Below are 16,609 nucleotides of genomic sequence, written 5' to 3' on the forward strand. Positions count from 1 at the left end.
GCGCCCGGCTCACCCCAGCCACTGTTCGCCTGCAGGCCGCCCGTGCGAGGTGATGGGGCGATTATGGCATGGGTCTTGGAGGCGGGGATAAGTTGGGGATGACAATTCCGCCGGGGGTGCATTTGGCCCACAGATAGGGGCTCCCACACCCCCTCCCACCCTCCCCCATCAAGGGGGAGGTGCCGGCTGGTGGGTGGACTGGGATGTGCCCACCAATAGCTTTTATGAACGACAAGGCCACGGTGCGGCCACGTACATCGGTCTTCACCTCCCCCTTGATGGGGGAGGCTGGGAGGGGGTGACGGTTGGCCCGGATATCCGAGCTAGACACTCCCACCCTGGAGGGGAGGGACACGACTGGGAAATTGCAGAACGGCGCAACCTATGCTGCCGGCTGACCGCCGATCGACTGCACCGCTTTGGCTCCTGCCGCGATTCCCCGCGCCAGTGCCGTGGCTTCGTCGGCGCCATCCAGATGCGCCGCGATGAAGCCGGCCGCGAAGGCATCGCCCGCCCCCGTCGTATCCACCACGCTGACCTGCGGCGCCGGCAGCGCGACGCGCACGCCATCGCGCCCGCCCAGAGCCGCGCCCAGCCTGCCGCGCTTGATCAGCACGGTGCGGTAATGCGCGCCCAGCGCCCGCATCTGAGCGGCGTGGTCTGAAAGTCCGGTCAGGGCCTCGGCCTCGCTTTCATTGGCGAAGATGAAATCGGCCTCGCCGGTCCAGTCGAGGAAGTTTGCGGCCCCGACTTCGACCAGGAATCCCACCGAAGCCGGATCCACCGCCACGGCAATGCCGCGGGCCCGCGCCGTGGCGAACAGCGCCTGTACCGCCTGCCGCGGGCCGGGTGCAAAGAAGCTGTAGCCCGAGACCATGACCATGCCGATACCATCGAGCAGGCTGTCGGGCAGGTCATCGGGGCAGAGATTGAGGTTGGCGCCGCGATCGGTGAGAAAGCTGCGCTCGCCATCGGGATCGACAATGGTCACCAGGACGCCCGAGGGCTGATCCCGGTCGCCAGAGAGCACCGGCACAACCCCGAGGCCCCGGAAATAGTTCTCATACATGGCCTTGTCGGTCGCGCCGACGCGTGCCGCGAACACCACCGCGGCCCCCATCGCCCCCAGCCACACCGCCTGATTGGCGCCCGACCCGCCGGGCCGGCTGCGCACCGTGGCGCGCCGGTCACTACCTTTGACGATCGGACCCTCGGGCACCACGATGACGTCGGTCATCACATCCCCGACGACGAGGACCTTTGCGCTCATGCCCGCCGCACGGCCGGCTTGGGCGCGTGCCGCGCCGCCAGGGCCGCGGCGATGCCGGCGGCCACAAGGGCATTGTTTTCCACCAGCGCGATATTGGCGACCAGCGACTTGCCGTCGGTGAGCTCGAAAATGCGCTTGAGCAGGAACGGCGTCAGCGCCTTGCGCGACACGCCCTCCTGCTCGGCGCCCCGGATCGCCTCGGCAATGCGCGCCTCGATGGCGGACGGATCGAGCGCATCGGCCTCCGGGATCGGATTGGCCACCAGCACGCCGCCCATGCCCAGATCGGCCTGCATGGCCACGACCCGGGCAATATCGGCGACGTCGTCGAAGCGATGGTCGACCTTGTGCCCGCTCTGGCGCGCCCAGAAAGCCGGAAACTCGTCGGTGCCATAGCCCAGCACCGGCACGCCATTGGTTTCCAGCACTTCGAGCGTCTTGGCGATATCAAGGATGGACTTGGCGCCGGCGCAGACCACGCAGACGGGCGTGCGGCTCAGCTCTTCGAGGTCGGCCGAGATATCGAATGTATCCTCGGCGCCGCGATGCACCCCGCCAATGCCGCCGGTGGCAAACACCTGGATGCCCGCCAGGGCCGCGATCTGCATCGTCGTCGCCACCGTGGTGCCGGCAATCTCGCCCTTGACCAGGAGCGAGGCGACATCGCGCCGGCTGGCCTTGGCGGCCTTGCCGCCCGTCTGGGCCAGACGCTCCAGATCCTCGCCCGACACCCCGACGCAGAAGCGCCCATCCATGATGGCGATGGTGGCGGGCACAGCGCCATGCCGGCGGATCACCGCCTCGACATTCTGCGCCATTTCCAGGTTTTGCGGATAGGGCATGCCATGGGTGATGATGGTCGATTCCAGCGCCACGACCGGCGCGCCGGCAGCCAGCGCTTTCTTTACCTCGGGGCTGATCGAGAGGTAGGCCTTGGCGCTCATCTGTTCACTCGCTTTTCCGTTCTGCGTCCGGGCCGCTCCGGCCCCTTTCGGCGCGGGTTTTGCGCCTTGTTGCCGCAGGGCGTCAACCCCTGCAAAAACATGGGCGCAAGCGGCTTGTCGCCCCTCCGTTTTGGCTCTAGGTTGCCCCCATAACCTCCAGCGTGGAAAGGGCACTTCGCTGCAGACGATGATTGTTGGTCGCGCGCCTGGCGCCGATCGATACGCGCCCGGCATCGGGCCCAGTCCAGCCAAAATGCCCAGCGCTTCCGAGCGCCCTGTTGCCGTATCAGCGATTCAGACCGGACCACGTGGTCCGGGCACTCAAAGATGAGCGCCCGCTGCTGATCGTCCGTGCCCGCCCGGGCCAATTCCCGATTGCCGCGCCGCGGCGCCGCAAGCCAAAACCAATACTCTCCCAAGGAGCTCCCCAGATGAAGAAGTCGCTCGCCCTTGCCCTCGGCACTCTCATGGTCGCCAGCCCCGCGCTGGCTCAGGAAGAGGCCGTGCTCAACGTCTACAACTGGTCCGACTATATTGCCGAGGACACGATCGCCAATTTCGAGGCGGAGACCGGCATCAAGGTCAATTACGACGTCTATGACAATAACGAGATCGTCGACGCCAAGCTGCTGGCCGGCTCTTCGGGCTATGACATCGTGGTGCCCACCGGCAACTTCCTCGAGCGCCAGGTGCAGGCCGGGCTGCTGCTGCCGCTCGACAAGTCCAAGCTTCCCAATCTCGCCAATCTCGATCCGGCCGTGCTCGGCGTTGCGGCCGCGCATGACCCCGACAATGCCCACTCCATCCCCTATATGACCTTTACCATCGGGCTGGGCTACAACACCGCCAAGGTCGCCGAAGCGCTGGGCGAGGTGCCGGTCGACAGCTGGTCGATCCTGTTCGATCCGGCCAATGCCGAAAAGCTCGCCGGCTGCGGCATCGCCGTGCTCGACAGCCCATCCGAAGTGGTCGGCACCGCCCTGCACTATCTGGGCCTCGACGCCAATTCGGAGAGCGAGGAAGACCTGGCCAAGGCCGAGGCGCTGCTGACCGCGGTCAAGCCGCATATCCGCTACTTCCACTCCAGCCAGTATATCGATGACCTGGGCAATGGCGAAATCTGCCTGGCGCTCGGCTATTCCGGGGACGTCTTCATCGCCGCCGACGCCGCGGCCGCTGCCGGCCAGGGCGTCGAAGTGGGCTATGCCATTCCCAAGGAAGGCGCCGCCACGCTGATGGACCTGCTGGCCATCCCCGCCGATGCGCCGCATCCGGACAATGCCCACAAGTTCATCAACTACATCATGCAGCCCGAAGTGGTCGCCGCGATCACCGACTATGTCTTCTATGCCAACCCCAACCTGGCAGCGACCGAGTTCGTCTCCGAAGAGGTCAAGGGAAATCCCGGCATCTATCCGCCGGCCGAGACCGTCGCCAAGGCCTTCGCCCTCAAGGCGCATAGCCCCGACTACGAAGAAGTCCTGACCCGCACCTGGACCCGCATCAAGACCGGCCAGTAAGACATCGGGGGCGGCACCAGCCGCCCCTTCCACCTCTGGCCCACCAGCAGCCCTCATGGTGAGCCCGTCGAACACGAGGGCGCGGCACCATCCGAGACGACCTCGTCCTTCGACGGGCTCGGGATGAGGTCTACTGACAGGATTGCTAGGGACCGACATGGCTAAAAAGCCCCAATTGGCTATCGACACCCGCCCCTGGCGCGACCCCGCGGCCAAGCCCTTCGTGCGCATCCGAAATGTCACCAAGAAATTCGGTGACGTCCATGCGGTGCATGACGTGTCGCTCGACATCTACAAGTCCGAGCTGTTCTGCCTGCTCGGCGGCTCGGGCTCGGGCAAGTCGACCCTGCTGCGCATGCTGGCCGGCTTCGAGGAGCCCACCGCCGGCACGATCGAGATCGACGGCCAGGACATGACCCATGTGGCGCCGTATAACCGGCCCGTGAACATGATGTTCCAGTCCTATGCGCTGTTCCCGCACATGAATGTGGAACAGAACATCGCCTATGGCCTCAAGCGCGACCACCTGCCCAAGGGCGAGATCGCCGACCGCGTGGCGGAGCTCTTGAGCCTCGTCAAGCTCTCCGACTATGGCAAGCGCAAGCCGCACCAGCTGTCGGGCGGCCAGCGCCAGCGCGTGGCCCTGGCCCGGGCCCTGGCCAAGCGGCCAAAACTGCTGCTGCTCGACGAACCACTCGGCGCGCTCGACAAGAAGCTGCGCGAGGAAACCCAGTTCGAGCTGGTCAAGATCCAGGAAACGCTGGGCGTCACCTTCATCGTGGTGACGCATGACCAGGAAGAGGCGATGAGCCTTGCCACCCGCATCGGGGTGATGAACCAGGGCGAGATCGCCATGATCGGCGAGCCCACCGACATCTATGAATTCCCCAATTCGCGCTTCGTCGCCGGCTTCATCGGCTCGGTCAACATGGCCGAGGGCGTCGTCATCGAGGACGAGCCCGACCATGTGCGCATCCGCTCGGCGGAACTGGGCTGCGACATCTATGTCGACCACGGCGTCGACTGCGCACCCGACCAGATCCTGTGGTGGGCAGTGCGGCCGGAAAAGATCCATCTCAGCCGCGAGGCGCCCGATAATCCGCATGACGCCAATGTCACCAGGGGCCTGGTCGAGGAGATCAGCTATCTGGGCGACATGAGCGTCTATCAGGTCCTGCTCGACAGCGGCAAACGCCTGCGCGTCACCCAGACCAATACGGTGCGCGGCAATCCCGACTCCATCACCTGGGACGAGCCGGTCTATTGCACCTGGGGCGGCAATGCCGGATCGGTGCTGACGGTATGAGCAGCTACGACATCGATTCCCCGCCACCGCGCCGCCGGGCCTGGACCGGGGTCGAGCGCGCGCTGGCCGCCGTCGGTCTCTCCGGCAAGGCACTGGTGATCGCGGCGCCGGCCATCTGGCTGACGGTGTTCTTCCTCGTGCCGCTCGCGGTGGTCTTCGGCATCTCGCTGACGCTCAAGCAGTTCGGCCGGCCGCCCTATACGCCGCTGCTGACCACCGAGGAGGGCACGGTGCAGCTCACCCTGCACCTCAACAACTATATCCGCCTCTTCACCGACAGCCTCTATGTCGCGGCCTATCTCAACTCGATCAAGATCGCGCTGATCTCGACCATCATCGCGCTGCTGATCGGCTATCCCATGGCCTATGCCATCGCCCGCGCGCCCGAGCGCTGGCGCAATATCCTGCTGATGCTGGTCATCCTGCCCTTCTGGACCTCGTTCCTGCTGCGCGTCTATGCACTGACCGGCTTCATGCGCGGCAATGGCGTGATCAACCAGGTCCTGGCCGTGTTCGGCATCGAACCGCTGGTGATGATGCAGACCGATTTCGCCGTCTATGTCGGCATCGTCTACACCTACCTGCCCTTCATGATCCTGCCGCTCTATACCAACCTCGTGAAGCTCGACGGCGCTCTGCTGGAGGCCTCGGCCGACCTGGGCGCGCGCCCGGCACGCACCTTCCTCTCCATCACCCTGCCGCTCTCCATGCCCGGCATCATTGCCGGCTCCATGCTGGTCTTCATCCCCGCCATCGGCGAATTCGTCATTCCATCGCTCCTGGGCGGACCCTCGACGCTGATGATCGGCCGCGTGCTGTGGGACGAGTTCTTCGCCAATACCAACTGGCCGCGCGCCGCCGCAGTGGCCATTGCCATGCTGGTGGCGGTGGTCGTGCCGGTCATGCTGCTGCAAAAGGCGCAGGACGCCGTGCAGGATTCGGGGAGGACCAGATAGATGCGGCGCGGCTGGTTCCTTCCCGTCACGGCGACGCTCGGCTTCGCCTTCCTCTATGCCCCCATCATCTCGCTGGTGATCTTCTCGTTCAACGAGAGCCGGCTGGTGACGGTCTGGTCGGGGTTTTCGACCAAGTGGTATGGTGAGCTCTTCGCCGATCCGCAGATGCTGGGCGCCGCCTGGCTCAGTGCCCAGGTGGCCTTTGTCAGCGCCACCATCGCCCTGGTGCTGGGCACGCTCTGTGCCGTGGCACTGGTGCGCTTCAAGCGCTTCCGTGGCCGCACCGTGCTGGCCGGCACCGTCTCGGCCCCGCTGGTCATGCCCGACGTGATCACCGGCCTGGCTCTGCTGCTGCTGTTCGTCGCCATGGAGGCTACTCTGGGCTGGCCGGCCGGACGCGGCCTTGTCACCATCATCATCGCCCATTCCACCTTCTGCATGGCCTATGTGACCGTTGTGGTGCAGTCGCGCCTGACCGATCTCGATCTCAGCCTCGAAGAGGCCGCGATGGATCTGGGGGCGACGCCCGTGCGCGTCTTCTTCGACATCACCCTGCCCATCATCGCCCCGGCTTTGGTATCGGGGTGGCTTCTGGCCTTCACCCTCTCGCTCGATGACCTGGTGATCGCCAGCTTCGTGTCGGGCCCCGGCTCGTCGACCCTGCCCATGGTGATCTTTTCCAAGGTGCGGCTGGGCGTTTCGCCCGACGTCAATGCGCTGGCCACCATCATCATCGGCATTGTGGCGCTCGGCGTGTTTGCCGCAACCGTGCTGCAGCTGCGCTCGCGCCCCAAAAAGCTGCGGAACTAGGCCGGCCCCGGCCGGCCCAGGACCGCCTTGCGCGCCGGGCGCCGCGCCGGCCGGCCGGCATCGAGTTCGGAGCCCCGGCAGATGAGCCGGCTGGGATCGGGCACGGCCTGTGCGGCCCGGCCGAAGAAGCCAGCGATATAGGCGCTGTATTCCGGCTCTTCCGGATCGTGGTAGGATTGGCGCAGGACATCGATCAGCGCGACGACCTGCTCGCGCGGCATCACATGCCGGTCGCCCGCCTTCTCCACCGTCTCATTCTCCCGCGGGGCGACCAGCAGCCAGGCGGGCGTTTCATGCTTTTCCGCCTCGAACAGGAAGCCGGCTTCATGCAGCGGCATCTTGAACGGCATATCCACCTTGAAGACCGAGGGCGAGGGTGACTTGGGCGGGAAAAGCCAGCGCAGCGGAGGGCGCTGGAGCAGCCAGCGCAACGGGTGATCAAACTTGGAATAGCGCAGGTGCCAGGCATATTGCTGGAACCGGCGCAGTCGCGTGACGGCCTCATGCGGATCCCGCGAGTCCACTTCGGCGATCACATGGTCCCAGCCGCCATAGCCGTTGCAGACGCGGATCAGCTTGCTGACCAGGTCGGTGGCAACCTCGCTTTCGGCAGGCTCCCGCCCTGCCCGTTCGCCCGGCCGGACATTGGGAGCCTCCTCGCCTTTGGCGATGTACCAGAAGAAGATGATGCGCTCGGACCGGAAGTGCTCGGCCGTGAGATAGGCCAGGATTTTCCCGCCGACCTTGTAGTAGAGAACGATCATCGCGGCGTTCGAGCGGGGCTTGCCGAGCATGTTGAACTTGGACGCGGCGATCTTCTGCGACAGCAGGCCCTCGGGATCGCGTTCCTCGATCGGGAAGCGGACGCGCTGGATATCCTCGACATCGCCCAGCGCCGGATCGTCGGCCGAAATGATCTGATGCACCCGACGCAGCTTGAACACGGACATCAGCACCAGGAACAGTTTCCCCGCCACGAGCACCACCAGAGGGGAGCCAATGACGGTCACGATGGTTCGATATTCGGTCAGGAATTTCTCGATCTGAGTGAGCAGGTCTACCATTGTTCCCCCCAACGGATCTGCACGGGCACACAGGCGCGAAAGCGCAAATAATCACGAGAATGCCGGGGCTGGCGTTGACGATCGTCAATGACGCGGGGGCCGTGTCATGCATCGGGCGTGCCCGGCACGACGATCTGTGACTTTACAATGACGATAAACGGGAGCAGCATCCCCTCATGTTCAACCAACGTGAAGGAGGTGATCCAATGGCTCATGAGATGACGGCACTCGAAGCAGGTCTTGGATTTATGGTGTCTGCGCGGGAGATTCTCGGCTAGCACCAGTCCTCCAGGCCAAAGCGTCGGGCGCGCCCCGGCGCAGCTTTTCGAGAGTGGAGCGCACAGCGCTCCATAGGCCGAAACTCAGGAAGGGCCGTCCCTCGGGGCGGCCCTTTTTGCTGCGCACTTGACGGGCGGGCGCAACCCATTGATACCGCAGGCTGGAATTCACGGAAGCTTGCTATGTCCCCGGCCAATTTCGTCCTAACGCTGTCCTGTGCCGACCGCCCCGGCATCGTCGCCGCCGTCACCACCGAACTGGCTGCGCTCAACGCCAATATCGCCGAATCCAACCAGTTCTGGGATCGCGAGACCGGCCGCTTCTTCATGCGCCTGGCCTTTACCGCGCCGGACGGCGTGACGCGCGAAGCCATCGAACGGGCACTGAAATCGCCGATCGAGCGCTTCTCGATGAAGACCGCGCTGGCCGATGAAAGTCGCAAGAAGCGCATCGTCATCATGGTCAGCAAATTCGACCACACCCTGCTGCATCTGCTCTACCAGATCCGCGTCGGCTGGCTCGATGCCGAGGTCGCGGCCGTGATTTCCAACCATCCCGACGCGCGCAAGATCGCCGAGGATGCCGGCATTCCCTTCCATCTGCTGCCGGTGACCAGGGACACCAAGGCGCAGCAGGAAGAACAGGTCCTGGCACTGGTCAAGCAATCAGGCGCGGACCTCGTGGTGCTGGCGCGCTACATGCAGGTGCTGTCCGACAATCTCTCGACCCGCCTCTTCGGCCAGGTCATCAATATCCATCACTCCTTCCTGCCCAGCTTCAAGGGTGCCAAGCCCTATCACCAGGCCCATGAGCGCGGCGTCAAGATCATCGGCGCCACCGCCCATTATGTGACGCCCGACCTCGACGAGGGCCCGATCATCGAGCAGGAAACCGCCCGCGTCACCCATGCGATGAGCCCAGACGACCTGATCGCCGCCGGCCGCGATATCGAGAGCCGCGTGCTGGCCCGTGCCGTCAAGCTGCACCTGGAAAGCCGGGTCATGCTCAACGGCCGCAAGACGGTGGTGTTCGGCTAGCCGACGCTTACTGGATGGCAGCAACGGGCGGCGGCGGGCCCTGCTCTGCCAGCCGGTCGAGATGGAGGCGGATATGCGCCGCCTCGGCCGGCGAACCGGCCAGCGCAATGGCGCGATTGAAGGCCTCGCGGGCCGCTAAGCCATGGCCCAGTTGCAGCAGCAGGCCGCCGCGTACGCCGTGGAAATAGAAATAGCCGTCCAGCCGCTCGGCCAGCGGCTCGATCAGCGCCAGGGCCGCTGCGGGACCTCGTGACTTGCTGACGGCCACCGCGCGGTTGAGCGTCACCACCGGCGAGGGCTGCAGCACTTCGAGCGTCTGGTAGAGCCGGTCGATGGCGCCCCAGTCGGTATCGGCGGCGTGCCGGGCGCGGGCATGCTGGGCGGCAATGGCGGCCTGCACCTGATAGATGCCGGGCTCGGCATGACGCAGCGCCTTTTCGACGAGGCTGCGACCCTCGGCCAGCATGGCGCCGTCCCACAGCGCCCGGTCCTGATCGTCGAGCAGCACGATCTGTCCGGCCTGGTCGGTGCGCGCCCGATGCCGTGCATGCTGGAGCAGCATCAGTGCCAGAAGCCCCATGATCTCCGGCTCGGCCGGAAACAGATGCAGCAGCAGGCGGGCCAGCCTGATGGCTTCGTCGCAGAGCTGCGCCGCCGCCGGATCGGCATGGCCGCGCGAATAGCCCTCGTTGAAGACGAGATAGAGCATCATGGCCACGACGCCCAGCCGCTCCAGCCGGGCCTCCGCGTCGGGCGGGTCGAATGGGACCGGATTGGCCGCGATGCGCGCCTTGGCCCGCGTGATGCGCTGCTCCATGGCCGTTTCGCCGACGAGAAAGGCCCTGGCAATCTGGCGTAGGGACAGGCCGGCGACAATGCGCAGGGCCAGGGCGATCTGCTGGTTGGCGGGCAGCTCCGGATGGCAGCAGACGAACAGCAGACGCAGGATGTCGTCGCGATAGTGGCCAAGATCCAGCCGCTCAGCCATGCCGACCTCGACATCGTCCAGGTCGGACAGCCGCTCTTCGGCCGGCAGGGCCACATTGTGACGAGCCTTGCGCAACCCATCGACCCCGCAATTGCGCCCGACAAAGATCAGCCAGGCGACGGTGTCGCGCGGCGGCCCCTTGTCGGGCCAGCTGTGGATGGCGCGCAGGCTCGCTTCCTGGAAGGCCTCCTCGGCAGTATCGAGATGGCGGAAATAGCGCAGCAGGGCGCTCAATGCCTGGGGGCGGGCCGCCGTGAGCGCAGCTGCTATCCAGGCATTGTCGACCATCATCCGATCTCGCTGGGATGGTAGAGGCCAACCGGCCGGATTTCGTAGCCGCCGCCGCCCGGATTGGCCTTGGTCAGCTCCTTGGCAAAATCGATGGCTTCTTCCAGCGATTCGCAATCGACCATGTAGAAGCCGAGAAACTGCTCCTTGGTCTCGGCGAAGGGCCCATCGATGATGAGCGGCTCGCCCGAACCCTTGCGCAGGGTCGTCGCCGATGTCGTGGGCAGCAACCGCGCGACCGGGCCGAGCTTGCCCTTGGCCTTCATGCTGTCCTCTACCTTGCCGAGGCGTGCCATGCAGGCATCGTCCTCTTCCTTGGTCCAGGCAGAGACGGCTTTCTCATCGTTGTAGCAGAGGACGGCATAGAGCATTTGGAACATCCCTCATCGAAAACATGACGAGCGACTATGCCCAAAACAGACGGCGGGTGAAGGATTTTTTAGGCCACGGGCGGCGGCACGCCGCGGGCAATGGTCACGGTGGCGCCCAGCGAGGCAATGACGATCGCGGCGATGCCCGCCAGCTGCCAGGCGCCCAGCGACTCGCTGAGAATGACGAAGCCCGACAGCGCACCCAGCGCCGGCTGCCCGCTCATCAATATGCCGAACAGGCGCGAGGGGAGATGGGGCAGGGCCACCATGTCCAGCGCATAGGGAATGGCACTCGACAGCAGCGCCACGCCCAGCGCGATCGGCAGGATGGCGGGATCCAGCAAGGCCGTGCCGGCCGTGGCCACCCCGAAGGGCAGCGCGATGATCGCGGCGATGGAGACGCCCAGAGCGGTGATATGCGGCCCGCCTCCCGTGCCGGCGCGCTGGCCGAAGACGATATAGCCGGCCCAGCAGGCGCCGGCCGCCAAAGCCAGCAGCACGCCGACGAACCCGATCTCGCCGCTCGTCTGTCCCAGCGGCAGCAGCATGGCGAGCCCGGCAACGGCCAGGCCGATCCACACGAAGTCGAGCGGCTTGCGCGACCCGGCCAGCGCCACCGCCAGCGGCCCGGTGAATTCCAACGCCACGGCGACGCCGAGCGGGATGGTGGCCAGCGCGGCATAGAAGAACAGGTTCATCGCGCCCATGACGCCGCCATAGAGCAATACGGCACGCCACTGGTCAGGGGTCAGCTTCTGCCGCCACGGGCGGAACAGCGCCAGCAGCACCAGGGCCGCCAGCGTCAGCCGCAGCGTTGTGGCTCCCGCCGCGCCGACAGCGGGAAACAGCCCCTTGGCAAAGGAGGCCCCCGTCTGGGTGAACACCATGCCCAGGGTAACGAGCGCGACGGACAGAAGAACGGATTGCGGCCGCACGGGGAGGGCTTTCGAAATGAGGCGGCTGCGGTCTAGCAGGCTTTGTTTCCCGGTGCCATGCATTGACCCGACTCTCAATGCCCTTTAGCCCTAACCGGCCGGAACAAAGGAGGAATGCCGATGGAATACCGTTATCTCGGACGGTCGGGTCTGAAAGTGTCGACCCTGACCATGGGCACCATGACCTTCGGCGGCTCCGAAAAGGTCGGCCATACCGAACAGGCCGACGCGACGCGCCAGATCGACATGTGCCTCGATGCCGGCATCAACCTGCTCGACACCGCCAATGTCTACAATGCCGGCGTCTCCGAGGAGATGATCGGCGTTGCCCTGGCCGAGAATGGCCGCCGGAACAGGACGCTGGTCGCCACCAAGGTGCGCTTCAAGATGGGCGACGGTCCCAACCAGATCGGCCTGTCGCGCCACCACATCATCGAGCAGTGCAAGGCCAGCCTCCGCCGGCTCAAGACCGACGTCATCGACCTCTACCAGGTGCATGAATGGGACGGCATGACGCCCATCGAGGAGACCATGGAGGCGCTCGATACGCTCGTGCGGCACGGCCATGTGCGCTATATCGGCTGTTCGAACTTTTCCGGCTGGCATATTTCCAAGGCCCTGGCCGCGGCCAGGGAGCGCCAGGGCGAACGCTTCGTCAGCCAGCAGATCCACTACACGCTGCATTCGCGCGAGGCCGAATATGAGCTGGTGCCGATCAGCCAGGACCAGGGCCTGGGCATCCTGATCTGGTCCCCACTGGCCGGCGGGCTGCTGTCGGGCAAGTATCGGCGCGACGGGGGCCCCGATAGTGGCCGCCATGTCGGCGGCTTCCGCGAGCCCCCGGTCTATGACTGGGAAAGGCTCTACAACATCATCGACACCATCGTGGCCATTGCCGAAGGCCGCGGCGTCTCCGGCGCCCAGGTGGCCCTGGCCTGGCTGCTGGGCCGGCCCGGCGTCACCTCGGTCATCATCGGCGGGCGCAGCGATGCGCAGTTCAAGGACAATCTGGCGGCCGCCGAGCTCAAGCTCAGCGCCGAGGAGCGGGCCCGGCTCGATGCCGTCAGCCAGCCGCCGCTGCTCTATCCCTATTGGCACCAGTCCTTCACGGCGCAGGACCGGCTGGGCAAGATCGATCTCGACCTCATCGGACCCTATGCGGAGGATTTCAAGCGTGGCTGATTTCCTGTTCGCGCCGCACAATCCCGTCACCGTGCCGATCGCCCGCGGCGGGCTGTTTGCCGTCCGCCGTGTCTATTGCGTGGGTCGCAACTATGCCGAGCACATCATCGAGATGGGCAATGACACGCGCGATCCGCCCTTCTTCTTCGCCAAGCCGGCCGATGCGGTGGTCGTGGGTGGCGCCGCCATCCCCTACCCGCCCCAGACCGCCGATTTCCACCACGAGATCGAACTGGTCGTTGCTATTGGCAAGGACGGCACCGACATCGCCGTCGAGCAGGCGCTCGATCACGTCTATGGCTATGCTGCCGGGCTCGACATGACCCGGCGCGACCTGCAGGCCGTGGCCAAGAAGGCGGGCCGGCCGTGGGAAATGGCCAAGGGCTTCGATTTTTCCGCGCCGATCGGCACGATCGAGCCGGCCAGCAGCATCGGCCATCCCGCAGCCGGCGCCATCACGCTTGTCGTCAATGGCACGGAGCGCCAGCGCGGCGACCTGGCCGACCAGATCTGGAGCGTGGGCGAAACCATCGCCTATCTGTCGCAATTCGTGACCCTGCGGGCCGGCGACCTGATCATGACCGGCACGCCGGCCGGCGTCGGCGCCGTCGTGCGTGGCGATGTGCTTGAAGGCGCCATTGCCGGCGTCGGCACGGTCAGGACAGCGATAGTCTGATGCCGGTCTGGTCACCCCAGCAGGATGCGGCGCTCAAGGCCGTTTCCGATTGGCTCAAGGACAAGAACGGTCCGCAGGTCTTCCGCCTGTTCGGCTGGGCCGGCACCGGCAAGTCGACGCTGGCCGTGCACCTGGCGCAGGATGTGCGATCCGTCAAATTCGCCGCCTTTACCGGCAAGGCGGCCCTGGTCATGCGCAAGCGCGGCTGCAAGGGCGCCCAGACCATCCACAGCCTGATCTATACCCTGGTCAGCGAGAAGGAGGGCGAACCGCGCTTCGTGCTCGACGACGAAAGCCCGGCCGCCGATGCCGACCTCATCGTCATCGACGAGGTCTCCATGGTCGACGAGCAGCTGGGCAAGGACCTGCTGAGCTTCGGGGTCAAGGTGCTGGTGCTGGGCGATCCGTTCCAGCTGCCGCCAGTGCAGGGCGCCGGCTTCTTCACCGCCGACGAGCCTGATATCATGCTCACCGAAATCCACCGGCAGGCGGCGGACAACCCGATCATCCACCTCTCCATGCAAGTGCGCGAGGGGGGCTATCTCGAGCGGGGCTCCTATGGCGAATCCATCGTGGTGGGGCGCGACAATGTCGATCGCAACGCAGTGCTGGAAGCCGACCAGGTGCTGGTCGGGCGCAACAAGACGCGCCTGCAATACAATGACCGGCTGCGCGAGCTGAAGGGTCTGCCCTTTCACGAGCCGGTGGAGGGCGACCGCATGGTGTGCCTCAGGAACAACCCCCGCAAGAAGCTGCTCAACGGCCAGATCTGGATCGTCACCGAGGCCACGCGGCGCACCAATGGCAAATGGAGCCTGCTGCTCGGCGCCGACGAGGGCAAGGGCGAGGCCAGGGTGCTGACGCACAAGGCCTTTCTCTCCGGCGAAGAAGACGCGATGAGCTGGCCCGAGCGCCGCCAGTTCGACGAATTCACCTTCGGCTACTGCCTGACCGTCCACAAGGCGCAGGGCAGCCAGTGGGACAATGTCTATCTGTTCGACGAAAGCTTCGTATTCCGCGAGGAACGGGCGCGCTGGCTCTATACCGGCATTACCCGCGCCGCCGAAAAGATCACGGTCGTCTCATGACTTTGCTCTCGGTACGGCACGAGACCGTTTATCGCTATGCCCGGCCGGTCAACTTCGGCGACCACCGCATGCTCCTGCGCCCGCGCGACAGCATGGAGCAGCGGCTCGATTCCTTCGGCCTCGCCATCCGCCCGCACCCCGCCACCATGCGCTGGATCCACGATGTGCATGGCAATGGCATTGCCATTGCCGGCTTTGAGGAGGGTTCCGAGGAGCTGCGCATCGTCGCCACCATGGTGCTGGACCATTCGCCCGAGCTGACACCGGCCTTCGAGATCGAGAGCCGGGCCAAGACCTATCCCTTCGACTATGGCGATATCGATGCCATCGACCTCGCCCCCAACCTGCGCCGCCAGTTTCCCGACGAGACCGAGGTGGATGCCTGGGCCAAGCGTTTCCTCGATCCACGCGGACTGACCGGCACCGGTCACCTGCTGGCGACCATGACCATGGGCATCAAGGAGAGCTTCACCTATCTGCGGCGCCCAGATCCGGGCACGCAGCGGCCGTCGATGACCCTTGCCACCCGGGCCGGCACCTGCCGCGATTTTGCCCTGTTGATGATCGAGGCCGTGCGCTCGCTGGGCCTCGCGGCGCGCTTTGTCACCGGCTACCTCTATTCGCCCGCCCGCGACGGCAACCATCGCGGCGGCGGCGCAACCCATGCCTGGTGCCAGGTCTATCTTCCAGGCGCCGGCTGGGTGGAGTTCGACCCCACCAACGGCATTATCGGCACGCGCGACCTGATCCGCGTCGGCGTGGCGCGCGAGCCGCGCCAGGCCATTCCGATCTCGGGCACCTTCGTGGGCAAGAAGGACGATTATCTCGGCATGAGCGTCGAAGTAATCGTCGAGCGCGTCGTCAGCCCGCAGGATGGCATGGGCTAGGCCTCAGCTGCGCGACAGGCTCACCGCATCGGTGGTCCACTGGTCGGCCGTACTGCCATCCAGCGCCTGGCTCCACACCTTGATCGGCAGCGGCATGACCTGGCCATAGATGGTGGCAAAGGCCGTGTCGGCAGCGTCGCGGCCGCAGCCGATCCGTACCATGCCATCGAGTGCCGCCATGCGCGTGGCATCGAACAGGTACCAGCGGTCACCCAGATAGGCTTCGAACACCGCGTGGAAATCCTGCGGCTCCAGCTGCCAGGCGTAGCAGGAGACAAAGCGTGCCGGGATGCCCAGGGCACGGCAGAAGGTAATACCCAGATGGGCGAAGTCGCGGCAGACGCCGGCGCGCAGCGAGAAGGTGTCGGCAGCCGTGGTCGTGGTGTCGCTGGTGCCGAACAGGTAGTCGACTTCCGAATTGATCCAGTTGCAGATTTCGACGACCCGGCCAAATCCCGGCTCGATATTGCCGAATTCGCGATTGGCAAAGCGCGCCAGCTGGTCGGACGGGCAGTAGCGCGACGGATTGAGAAAGGGCAGCGTTTCGAGCGGCAGCTTGGCGACGGGCACCTCGCCCACCGCTTCGGGCTGCTGGTGGATGGGGTCCAGCTCGATCTCGGCAGCATAGCGGATCTGGATCTGGCCCTGCGTCGCGGTCAGCCGCAGATAGCGGTTGCCGCTTTCTTCCGCCGTCTTCTCGTCGGCGGCAAGGCCCGGCGTCATCGTCAGCTCTTCCCGCAGGACCCGCTGTCGGCCCCCGCGCATCGCCTCGATATTGAAGATCAGCGTGGCCTGATCCGCCACGTCATAACCGATCTCGCATCCTACTGAAAATCGCATGTTTGCCCCGTTCGCCTAGCTTGCCACAACACAGGTGACGGGCGCGAGGTTCCCTTCACTTCCGTCTGATCGACCATAGCGCCACAACTATGACAAACTTGCCTCGCTGCAATCAGTCTGGACTGCGCGGCTCGGCCAAGTGGGCAAGATTGCTGATGTTTCGGGTGT

16 protein-coding genes are annotated in these 16,609 nt (G+C 65.4%); 9 read left to right on the plus strand and 7 right to left on the minus strand.

Annotated features, from left to right (window positions below; genetic code table 11):
• Positions 1–382: 382 nt before the first annotated feature.
• The gene (locus tag ACLI1C_RS18725) at positions 383–1,270 is read right to left on the minus strand and encodes a carbohydrate kinase family protein (RefSeq protein WP_411399086.1); all 888 of its coding nucleotides are present in this window, start codon (positions 1,268–1,270) and stop codon (positions 383–385) included.
• A complete protein-coding gene (locus ACLI1C_RS18730; RefSeq protein WP_411399088.1) occupies positions 1,267–2,214 on the minus strand; it encodes a pseudouridine-5'-phosphate glycosidase in 948 nt (315 codons plus the stop codon). The genes ACLI1C_RS18725 and ACLI1C_RS18730 overlap by 4 nt, the downstream gene beginning before the upstream one ends.
• Before the next feature lie 431 nt (positions 2,215–2,645).
• Between ACLI1C_RS18730 and ACLI1C_RS18735 the strand changes: the two genes are divergently transcribed.
• From ACLI1C_RS18735 to ACLI1C_RS18750, 4 genes are all read left to right on the plus strand, one after another.
• Positions 2,646–3,734, plus strand: a complete 1,089-nt coding sequence (locus tag ACLI1C_RS18735) for a polyamine ABC transporter substrate-binding protein (RefSeq protein ID WP_411399089.1) — start codon at positions 2,646–2,648, stop codon at positions 3,732–3,734.
• Between the two features lie 157 nt (positions 3,735–3,891).
• Complete coding sequence (locus ACLI1C_RS18740; RefSeq protein ID WP_411399090.1) at positions 3,892–5,040, plus strand: ABC transporter ATP-binding protein; 1,149 nt, start codon at positions 3,892–3,894, stop codon at positions 5,038–5,040.
• On the plus strand, positions 5,037–5,996 hold the full coding sequence (locus tag ACLI1C_RS18745) for an ABC transporter permease subunit (RefSeq protein ID WP_411399091.1): 960 nt from the start codon (positions 5,037–5,039) through the stop codon (positions 5,994–5,996). The genes ACLI1C_RS18740 and ACLI1C_RS18745 overlap by 4 nt, the downstream gene beginning before the upstream one ends.
• Positions 5,997–6,806, plus strand: a complete 810-nt coding sequence (locus ACLI1C_RS18750) for an ABC transporter permease subunit (protein ID WP_411399092.1) — start codon at positions 5,997–5,999, stop codon at positions 6,804–6,806.
• Here ACLI1C_RS18750 and ACLI1C_RS18755 read toward each other — a convergent pair.
• Positions 6,803–7,870, minus strand: a complete 1,068-nt coding sequence (locus ACLI1C_RS18755; RefSeq protein ID WP_411399093.1) for a hypothetical protein — start codon at positions 7,868–7,870, stop codon at positions 6,803–6,805. The two genes, ACLI1C_RS18750 and ACLI1C_RS18755, sit on opposite strands and share 4 nt — an antisense overlap.
• A gap of 461 nt (positions 7,871–8,331) precedes the next feature.
• Between ACLI1C_RS18755 and purU the strand changes: the two genes are divergently transcribed.
• Entirely contained in the window at positions 8,332–9,186 is an 855-nt protein-coding gene (gene purU / locus ACLI1C_RS18760) for a formyltetrahydrofolate deformylase (RefSeq protein ID WP_411399094.1), read from the plus strand.
• A gap of 7 nt (positions 9,187–9,193) precedes the next feature.
• Here the strand turns inward: purU and ACLI1C_RS18765 are convergent, their stop codons facing one another.
• The 3 genes from ACLI1C_RS18765 to ACLI1C_RS18775 form a co-directional block, all read right to left on the minus strand.
• Entirely contained in the window at positions 9,194–10,462 is a 1,269-nt protein-coding gene (locus tag ACLI1C_RS18765; RefSeq protein ID WP_411399391.1) for an RNA polymerase sigma factor, read from the minus strand.
• A complete protein-coding gene (locus ACLI1C_RS18770) occupies positions 10,462–10,833 on the minus strand; it encodes a YciI family protein (protein WP_411399095.1) in 372 nt (123 codons plus the stop codon). Before ACLI1C_RS18770 ends, ACLI1C_RS18765 begins: the two co-directional genes overlap by 1 nt.
• A 68-nt stretch (positions 10,834–10,901) precedes the next feature.
• Positions 10,902–11,768, minus strand: coding sequence for an EamA family transporter (locus tag ACLI1C_RS18775; protein ID WP_411399096.1), 867 nt, complete (start codon positions 11,766–11,768; stop codon positions 10,902–10,904).
• 120 nt (positions 11,769–11,888) lie between these two features.
• Between ACLI1C_RS18775 and ACLI1C_RS18780 the strand changes: the two genes are divergently transcribed.
• From ACLI1C_RS18780 to ACLI1C_RS18795, 4 genes are read left to right on the plus strand one after another with little or no spacing between them, the layout of a single operon-like run.
• Positions 11,889–12,950 carry an aldo/keto reductase gene (locus ACLI1C_RS18780; protein ID WP_411399097.1) on the plus strand — a complete coding sequence of 354 codons (1,062 nt, stop codon included), beginning with the start codon at positions 11,889–11,891 and terminating at the stop codon, positions 12,948–12,950.
• Positions 12,943–13,626, plus strand: coding sequence for a fumarylacetoacetate hydrolase family protein (locus tag ACLI1C_RS18785; RefSeq protein WP_411399098.1), 684 nt, complete (start codon positions 12,943–12,945; stop codon positions 13,624–13,626). The genes ACLI1C_RS18780 and ACLI1C_RS18785 overlap by 8 nt, the downstream gene beginning before the upstream one ends.
• Positions 13,626–14,714 (plus strand): ATP-dependent RecD-like DNA helicase, encoded by a 1,089-nt coding sequence (locus tag ACLI1C_RS18790; protein WP_411399099.1) that lies wholly within the window; start codon positions 13,626–13,628, stop codon positions 14,712–14,714. Before ACLI1C_RS18785 ends, ACLI1C_RS18790 begins: the two co-directional genes overlap by 1 nt.
• Positions 14,711–15,601: a transglutaminase family protein gene (locus ACLI1C_RS18795; protein ID WP_411399100.1), complete on the plus strand. Its 891-nt coding sequence runs from the start codon at positions 14,711–14,713 to the stop codon at positions 15,599–15,601. Before ACLI1C_RS18790 ends, ACLI1C_RS18795 begins: the two co-directional genes overlap by 4 nt.
• Positions 15,602–15,604: 3 nt before the next feature.
• On the opposite strand, the gene ACLI1C_RS18800 is transcribed toward ACLI1C_RS18795, so the two are convergent.
• Positions 15,605–16,441, minus strand: coding sequence for a transglutaminase-like domain-containing protein (locus ACLI1C_RS18800; RefSeq protein WP_411399101.1), 837 nt, complete (start codon positions 16,439–16,441; stop codon positions 15,605–15,607).
• Positions 16,442–16,609: the final 168 nt, after the last annotated feature.

The organism is Devosia sp. XGJD_8, from assembly GCF_046614475.1.
Classification (GTDB): domain Bacteria; phylum Pseudomonadota; class Alphaproteobacteria; order Rhizobiales; family Devosiaceae; genus Devosia.